This is a genomic window from Paenibacillus ehimensis NBRC 15659 (assembly GCF_004000785.1).
GTDB lineage: Bacteria > Bacillota > Bacilli > Paenibacillales > NBRC-103111 > Paenibacillus_G > Paenibacillus_G ehimensis.
Map to the genome: position 1 here is coordinate 100,715 of NZ_BILX01000016.1, position 6,752 is coordinate 107,466.

9 protein-coding genes and 1 riboswitch are annotated in these 6,752 nt (G+C 57.2%); of the genes, 2 read left to right on the forward strand and 7 right to left on the reverse strand.

The features are described from left to right. Nucleotides 1–6: 6 nt before the first annotated feature. Genes scpB through ribD form a run of 6 tightly spaced genes read right to left on the reverse strand, consistent with a single transcriptional unit; the run spans nt 7 to nt 5,009 of the window. A complete protein-coding gene (gene scpB / locus PEH01S_RS12190; protein ID WP_127485671.1) occupies nt 7–621 on the reverse strand; it encodes an SMC-Scp complex subunit ScpB in 615 nt (204 codons plus the stop codon). Further along, nucleotides 590–1,375 carry a segregation and condensation protein A gene (locus PEH01S_RS12195; protein ID WP_025846455.1) on the reverse strand — a complete coding sequence of 262 codons (786 nt, stop codon included), beginning with the start codon at nt 1,373–1,375 and terminating at the stop codon, nt 590–592. The genes scpB and PEH01S_RS12195 overlap by 32 nt, the downstream gene beginning before the upstream one ends. Nucleotides 1,376–1,413: 38 nt before the next feature. Then, nucleotides 1,414–1,884, reverse strand: coding sequence for a 6,7-dimethyl-8-ribityllumazine synthase (gene ribH / locus PEH01S_RS12200; protein WP_025846457.1), 471 nt, complete (start codon nt 1,882–1,884; stop codon nt 1,414–1,416). Nucleotides 1,885–1,921: 37 nt separating this feature from the next. Further along, nucleotides 1,922–3,136: a bifunctional 3,4-dihydroxy-2-butanone-4-phosphate synthase/GTP cyclohydrolase II gene (locus PEH01S_RS12205; protein WP_127485673.1), complete on the reverse strand. Its 1,215-nt coding sequence runs from the start codon at nt 3,134–3,136 to the stop codon at nt 1,922–1,924. A 34-nt stretch (nt 3,137–3,170) separates the two neighbouring features. Then, nucleotides 3,171–3,845: a riboflavin synthase gene (gene ribE / locus PEH01S_RS12210; protein ID WP_127485675.1), complete on the reverse strand. Its 675-nt coding sequence runs from the start codon at nt 3,843–3,845 to the stop codon at nt 3,171–3,173. A gap of 48 nt (nt 3,846–3,893) precedes the next feature. Beyond that, a complete protein-coding gene (ribD, locus tag PEH01S_RS12215) occupies nt 3,894–5,009 on the reverse strand; it encodes a bifunctional diaminohydroxyphosphoribosylaminopyrimidine deaminase/5-amino-6-(5-phosphoribosylamino)uracil reductase RibD (RefSeq protein WP_281281453.1) in 1,116 nt (371 codons plus the stop codon). 315 nt (nt 5,010–5,324) lie between these two features. Beyond that, nucleotides 5,325–5,487, reverse strand: a riboswitch (FMN riboswitch). A gap of 201 nt (nt 5,488–5,688) precedes the next feature. Here ribD and PEH01S_RS34570 point away from each other — a divergent pair. Together PEH01S_RS34570 and PEH01S_RS12220 are read left to right on the forward strand one after the other, a co-directional pair. After that, complete coding sequence (locus PEH01S_RS34570) at nt 5,689–5,856, forward strand: hypothetical protein (RefSeq protein WP_164827799.1); 168 nt, start codon at nt 5,689–5,691, stop codon at nt 5,854–5,856. A 35-nt stretch (nt 5,857–5,891) separates the two neighbouring features. Next, nucleotides 5,892–6,092, forward strand: a complete 201-nt coding sequence (locus PEH01S_RS12220; protein WP_025846466.1) for a hypothetical protein — start codon at nt 5,892–5,894, stop codon at nt 6,090–6,092. A gap of 67 nt (nt 6,093–6,159) precedes the next feature. Here the strand turns inward: PEH01S_RS12220 and PEH01S_RS12225 are convergent, their stop codons facing one another. Beyond that, nucleotides 6,160–6,591 carry a peptidylprolyl isomerase gene (locus PEH01S_RS12225; RefSeq protein ID WP_025846468.1) on the reverse strand — a complete coding sequence of 144 codons (432 nt, stop codon included), beginning with the start codon at nt 6,589–6,591 and terminating at the stop codon, nt 6,160–6,162. Nucleotides 6,592–6,752: the final 161 nt, after the last annotated feature.

Sequence of the window (6,752 nt, forward strand, 5' to 3'; positions counted from 1 at the left end):
TGCGTGTTACATGCCGTCGGGCTCCGCCACGTCCTCGAACGTGATTTGTTTTCCGTCCAGCTTCTCGAAAAGCAGCCTTGTCTCTTCTTCCAAATTATCGTCATCTTCGAACATCGACGTCTCCGGAAGATCCTCAATCGTGCTGAGCGCAAAATAATCGAGAAACGATTTGGTCGTCCCGTACAGAATCGGCCTTCCCGGCGCGTCTGCGCGGTCCACCTCTTGAATCAAATCTTTGGCCACCAGCGTCTGCAGCGCGCGATCCGACTTCACCCCGCGAATCTCTTCGATCTCCACCCGCGTGATCGGCTGCTTGTACGCTACAATCGCAAGCGTCTCCAGCGCCGCTTGAGAGAGCGACGTCCGCGAGGGAGAGTAGGCCAGCCGCTCAAGATAGGGCGCATGCTCCGGCACGGTCGTAAGCTGATAAGTACCCGCCAGCTCGACAATTTGAATCCCGCGGCCCTGACGCTTCAGGTCCTCCTGCAGATCCTTTACAAGGTCGGTCACGAACTCGGCGCTGAGCTCCAGCACATCGGCCAGCTGTTTGGCGTCCAATCCCTCGTCTCCCGCCACAAACAGCAAGCCTTCAATAACTGATTTCATCTGCCCAAAATCCATCCGCCGTTCCTTCCTCTCTTGCCTGAATCACAATATCGTCAAAAAGCTTATGCTGGAAGCAGACGATCCTCTTTACTTTCATCAGCTCCAGCAGCGCCAAAAACGTAACGACAATCGCGTCCTTCGTCGCTTCGTCGTCCAGCAGCTTCGAAAACATGACTTTGCCCCCGCACTTCTCGAGCGTATCGACCACCTCGTACATGCGGTCCTTCACCGAGATTTCGTCCTTGCGGATTTTGGCAATCGCCTGACGGCTCTGCATCCGCCGCATCGCTTTGCGAAAAGCGTTAACCAGATCGGCCACATGCAGCCCTTTGACCGGGTTTTCCTGCACCGTCGGCACATACGGGGTCAAATCCTCGGGCTCTCTCGTATAAATGAGGCTGCGCTCCATCTCTTTGTCCCGCAGATGGTCCGCAATCGCCTTATACTTGCGGTATTCGATGAGCTTCGCCACGAGCTCGGCGCGGGGGTCGTACTCCTCGTCCATCATGTAATCGTCGAATTCCATATCCACGACGGGCGGCTTCGGCAGAAGCATCTTGCTCTTGATGGAAAGCAGCGTCGCCGCCATGACGAGGAACTCGCTCGTTACTTCGAGCTCCAGTTCCTGCATCGCGTCCAAATATTCCATATATTGATCCGTAATTTCTTTAATCGGAATGTCGTAAATATCGACTTCCGCTTTATCGATCAAGTGCAGCAGCAAATCAAGGGGGCCTTCAAAGGTTTCCAGCTTTACTGTGACTTTCACTTTCCTCTCGTTCCCCCTTAATCCTCATGCAGCTTTCGTCAGGTGGTCAGCTGTTTCGTCAAATTGGCCATCTCGATGGCGCTCGCCGCCGCTTCCCAGCCTTTGTTGCCGGCTTTAGTCCCCGCGCGCTCCACCGCCTGCTCGATCGAGTCGGTCGTCAGCACGCCGAAAATAACGGGGATGCCGGTTTTAAGCGAGATGGCAGCCACGCCCTTGGCCGTTTCATTGCAAACATAGTCGAAATGCGGCGTGGAGCCGCGAATGACCGCACCAAGCGTGATAACGGCGTCATACTTGCCGCTTTCGGCCATTTTCTGGGCGATCAACGGAATTTCGAAAGCGCCCGGAACCCAGGCAATCTCGACTTCGTCTTCCTGTACGCCGTGCCGCTTCAGCGCATCCAGCGCGCCGCCCAGCAGCTTGTTCGTAATAAATTCGTTGAACCGTCCGACCACGATCCCGTATTTTAATCCTTGCGAGACCAAATGTCCTTCGTATACTTTCGCCATGTCCCTTCAACTTCCCTTCATTTGATGAAATATTTTTTTAAATGGTGAAATCAAGCAAATGTCCCAGCTTCGCCTGCTTCGTATGGAGGTAGTTCGTATTGTCCTCGTTTTCTTGCATTTGCAGCGGCACGCGCTCGACCACCTCAAGCCCGTAGCCTTCCAGACCGCGAATTTTGCGCGGGTTGTTCGTCATGAGCCGGATGCGTCCGACGCCGAGGTCCTTCAAGATTTGCGCGCCGATCCCGTAATCCCGAAGGTCGGCGGCGAAGCCCAGCTTCAGGTTGGCATCGACGGTATCCAGCCCCTGCTCCTGCAGCTTATACGCCTTCAGCTTGTTGATCAAGCCGATGCCGCGGCCTTCCTGCCGCATGTACAGCAGCACGCCGGAGCCTGCCTCTTCGATCTGCTTCAATGCCGCCGCGAGCTGCGGCCCGCAATCGCACCGGTGCGAGTGAAAGACGTCGCCGGTCAAGCACTCGGAGTGTACGCGCACGAGCGTCGGACGATCGCTGTCGATCTTTCCTTTGACGAGCGCCACATGCTCTTTGCGGTCAACGTCGTTCGAATAGGCGATGGCGGAAAATACGCCGAAGTCCGTCGGCATCCGCACCTCGACCTCGCGCTGCACCAGCTTCTCCTTCTGGTTGCGGTATCGGATCAGGTCCTGGATCGTGATGATTTTCAGATCATGCTTGCGGCTGATCTCCATCAGATCCGGGACGCGGGCCATTTCGCCGTCTTCCTTGATCACTTCGCAGATGACGGCAGCCGGGTAAGCGCCGCACATGCGGGCCAGGTCGACCGCCGCTTCCGTATGTCCGGCGCGGCGCAGTACGCCGCCTTTTTTGGCCGTGAGCGGAAAAATATGGCCGGGACGCCGGAAGCTCTGCGGCTTCGTCCCCGGATCGATCAGCGCCTGCACGGTCCGGGAACGCTCCGAAGCGGAAATGCCGGTCGTCGTTTCGACGTGATCGACCGAAACCGTGAACGCCGTGCCGTGATAATCCGTGTTGCGCGATACCATCTGCGGCAAGTCCAGCTCTTGGGCCCGCTCTTCGGTAATCGGGGCGCAGACGAGGCCGCGTCCCTCCTTGATCATGAAGTTGATGACCTCCGGCGTCGCTTTCTCGGCCAGGGCGATGAAGTCGCCTTCGTTCTCGCGGTCTTCGTCGTCCACGACGATAATGACTTTGCCCAGCATCAGATCGTATATCGCTTCTTCAATCGGATGAAACCGGATCGGTTCGTCCATTCCTCTCTCCTCCTTGATGTCAATGAGACCCGAATTACAGGAATCCATGCTCCGTTAAAAACGCTGCGCTCAGACCGCTTGGGGTTGTCCCTTTGGCTGCTGCGGCTCCTTCTCCCGTCCGGAAGGTCAGCAGCCGCTCGATATATTTGCCGAGAACGTCGGCTTCGAGATTGACTTCATCCCCTTGCTTCTTGTACTGCAGCACCGTTTCCGCCAGCGTATGCGGGATGATGGATACGGTAAACGACGTGTCTCCCAGCTCGACGACCGTCAGGCTGATCCCGTCGATCGTGATCGAGCCGTGCGGGATGATATATTTTAAGATGCCCGGGTCCCGCGGCTCTACGCGGAAGACGACGGCGTTTTCTTCCGGTGTCCGCCCCCGGATGATCCCGGTCGAATCGACGTGCCCCTGCACGATGTGGCCGCCGAAGCGGCCCCCGGCCGTCATCGCCCGCTCCAAGTTGACCGGAGCCGCGGTCGACAGCCGGGATAAGTTCGTCCGCCGGAACGTTTCCGGCATCACATCGACGGTGAACGACGACTCGTCATAAGCGATGACAGTCAAGCAAACGCCGTTCACCGCTATGCTGTCGCCAAGCTTGACATCGTCCAGGATATGCTTCGCCCCGATCGTCAGCACCATCGCTTGACCCTGCTTCGCCATGCGGCGCAGTGTGCCGATTTCCTCGATAATACCAGTGAACACGGAAACTCCCTCCTTTTCATCGCGATCCGTCATCGCAGAACAGCTTGTCTATGCGTCCGGTTCGGCGTACTTCGGATATCCGATCAGGCACAGATCGTCGCCGAACGTCTCGACCTGCATGCGCTCCAGCCGAATCGCCTCGCGCATGTGCCCGAAGCCGGCGAAGTCGAAGTTCGCCGGCGCCAGCGCGCCTCCGCCGATGATCTTGGGCGCGAGGAAGAGCACGAGCTTGTGGGCGAGCCTGCGCTCCAGCAGCGCGCCGCTCAGCTTGCCGCCGCCCTCAACGAGCAGCGAGCCGATCTCGCGCTCGCCGAGCCGCGCCATGGCGGCGTCCAGATCGACAGCGGGGCCCGGCCCGCAGTCGACGATCTCTACGCCGCGCGCTTCGAGCTCGCGGCGGCGCGCCGCCGGCGCCTGTTCGGTCGTGAGCACGACCGTTGGCGCAGCCCCGTCCCGCACGAGCTTCGCCTCGTGCGGCAGCCGCAGCGTCGAGTCGACGACGACGCGGATGGGGTGCAGACCCGGCACAGGCAGCCGGGTCGTCAGGGACGGGTCGTCGGCCAGCACGGTGCCGATGCCGACCATAATCGCTTGATGGCGATGGCGCAGCGTATGAACGTAGGCGCGGGAAGCCTCGCCGGTAATCCACTTGCTGTCGCCCGTCCTGGCGGCGATTTTGCCATCCAGCGTGCTGGCCGATTTGACGGTGACGAACGGCCGCCGGGTGACGATGAACGTATTGAACGCTTCGTTGAGAGCGTTCGCTTCCCGCTCCAGCACCCCTTCCGTCACCTCGATGCCGCTCGCCCGAAGCCGGGCAATCCCGCTGCCGGCCACAAGCGGATTCGGATCGGTTGCCGCAACGACGACCCGCTTGACGCCCTCGCGGATCAGCCGGTCGCTGCATGGCGGCGTCTTGCCGAAGTGGCTGCACGGCTCCAGCGTCACATAGGCGGTAGCGCCCGCCGCTTCGTTTCCCGCCATGTTCAGCGCATGAATTTCGGCATGCGCTTCGCCCCGCTTCAGGTGAGCGCCCATGCCGACAATGCGTCCGTCCTTGACAATGACGCAGCCGACGACCGGATTAATGCCCGTCTGTCCGGCCGCCGAAGCGGCCAACTGCAAAGCCAGATTCATGTAATACTCGTCGTTCAGCAGCCTCACGGTCAATTGACGCAGCCTCCTTTCTCCTGATTAGCTTGCCGGAAAATACAAAAAAGCCCTCTTTTTGCCTGGCAAAAAGGGGCTTGTGAGAAGCGTCGCGTTTCGGTGAACAAACGCAGCGGAATCCTTTGCAGCGAAAGACCGCATGCCGAGCCGTGCATGCCACACTAGCCTCGTCAGTGCATGCTTAAATAAACCTTGCTTCCATGTCCGAAGACACATGACAAGAAGACATGCACGACAGACACACCTGTGGCATTTTTGAGTATGTGAAATAACGCACATACGCACGCAGACAGTCGATCGCCGATTCCGCTTTCCCTTCTCCCATCCAGACTATACTGTCGGTCTCGGAATTGCACCGAGTCCACCGGCAACCAGAAGCTGGCCGCACGGGTCACGGACTGAGTTCGGCCTGTAACAAACCAGCCGAAACATCACCGCCGGTAGGGAATTTCACCCTGCCCCGAAGGTAAGCTGTATGAACTTGTGGTCTACCAGAAAAACATACCTAGCATTGATTGCAATAGTACCACCCGGAAGTAAAAATTGCAAGCGCGGTCTTTTTGCTTTTTTCGGGGCAGGATGCCCGTTTTCGCTCGCCTTATAGCATTCGCCGGGACTGGCTGATAACTTCCGACATAAAGTGCTAGTAATAAAACGCAAGGGAGGTTTGACGATGAACCGCTCAAGTGTAAGGACGTTTAAGCACAAGGTAGGCAAAAATCAATACGTCATCATTCAAGTTTTCCAAAAAGCCATCTCGTCGGTAGGGAACGGCAATGCGCTGGCCAGCAACGCGGTGAATGTGAAAATATTCAAGAAGCCCATAGGGCGAAAAGTATAATCGTCCTTCTCCTCCCGGGAAAGGAGGTGATTTCAATGTCGTTCAAAAAAGAGTGGAACCATGACAAGAAAAAAGACAAACACACTAATGTAAAAGTCTGGCAATTCAGCAAAGCTAGTGCCGGCCAAGGCAATGCCTTCGCCATCAACGCTTCCAACGTAAATATCGCCAAGAAAAAAACAATTGACGTCAAAAAGAAAGTAATCATCTTTAAGAAAAAAAGACACCATCGTTAAAAAAACGCCGAATCCCTATGCTTTACAGGGATTCGGCGTTTTCACGCGCCAAGACACGGAATCCGGATTAAACTTCCACCACTTGAACGGATTCCATTTTGTCGCGGCCTTTGAACGCATCGACATGCTCCATGCCTTTGACGACTTTCCCGAAGACGGTGTGCTGGCCGTCCAGGTGAGGCTGCGGCTGGTAGCAAATGTAGAACTGGCTGCCGCCGGTGTTGCGTCCGGCATGCGCCATGGCGAGCGTTCCTCGTTCATGCTTGTTCGGGTTGATCTCGCAGTTGATCGTATAGCCCGGGCCGCCGGTGCCTGTGCCATGCGGGCAGCCGCCTTGCGCTACGAAGCCCGGAATGACACGGTGAAACACGACTCCGTTGTAAAAGCCTTCGTTTGCAAGCTTTTCGAAGTTCGCTACCGTATTCGGGGCGTCCTTCTCGAATAAGTCGAGCACGATCTCGTTGCCGTCGGTCATTTTAATAATCGCCTGTTTTGCCATAGGACGTACACTCCTTTAATTGCTTGTTCTGCCGGACGCACCCTTCCGCGATGCCCCCGGACAACCCTTTCTATCTTACTATGAAATGCGCCTTCGCACAAATCAGCCTCCGCGCTTATCGGCCAGCCTGCCGACAAAAAACGCCGGTCCCAAGGACCGGA

Bases quoted from the DNA above. Each gene is read 5' to 3' on its own strand.
- scpB (WP_127485671.1), bottom strand. From the start codon at position 621: ATGGATTTTGGGCAGATGAAATCAGTTATTGAAGGCTTGCTGTTTGTG.
- ribH (WP_025846457.1), bottom strand. From the start codon at position 1,884: ATGGCGAAAGTATACGAAGGACATTTGGTCTCGCAAGGATTAAAATAC.
- PEH01S_RS12205 (WP_127485673.1), bottom strand. From the start codon at position 3,136: ATGGACGAACCGATCCGGTTTCATCCGATTGAAGAAGCGATATACGAT.
- PEH01S_RS34570 (WP_164827799.1), top strand. From the start codon at position 5,689: ATGAACCGCTCAAGTGTAAGGACGTTTAAGCACAAGGTAGGCAAAAAT.
- PEH01S_RS12220 (WP_025846466.1), top strand. From the start codon at position 5,892: ATGTCGTTCAAAAAAGAGTGGAACCATGACAAGAAAAAAGACAAACAC.
- PEH01S_RS12225 (WP_025846468.1), bottom strand. From the start codon at position 6,591: ATGGCAAAACAGGCGATTATTAAAATGACCGACGGCAACGAGATCGTG.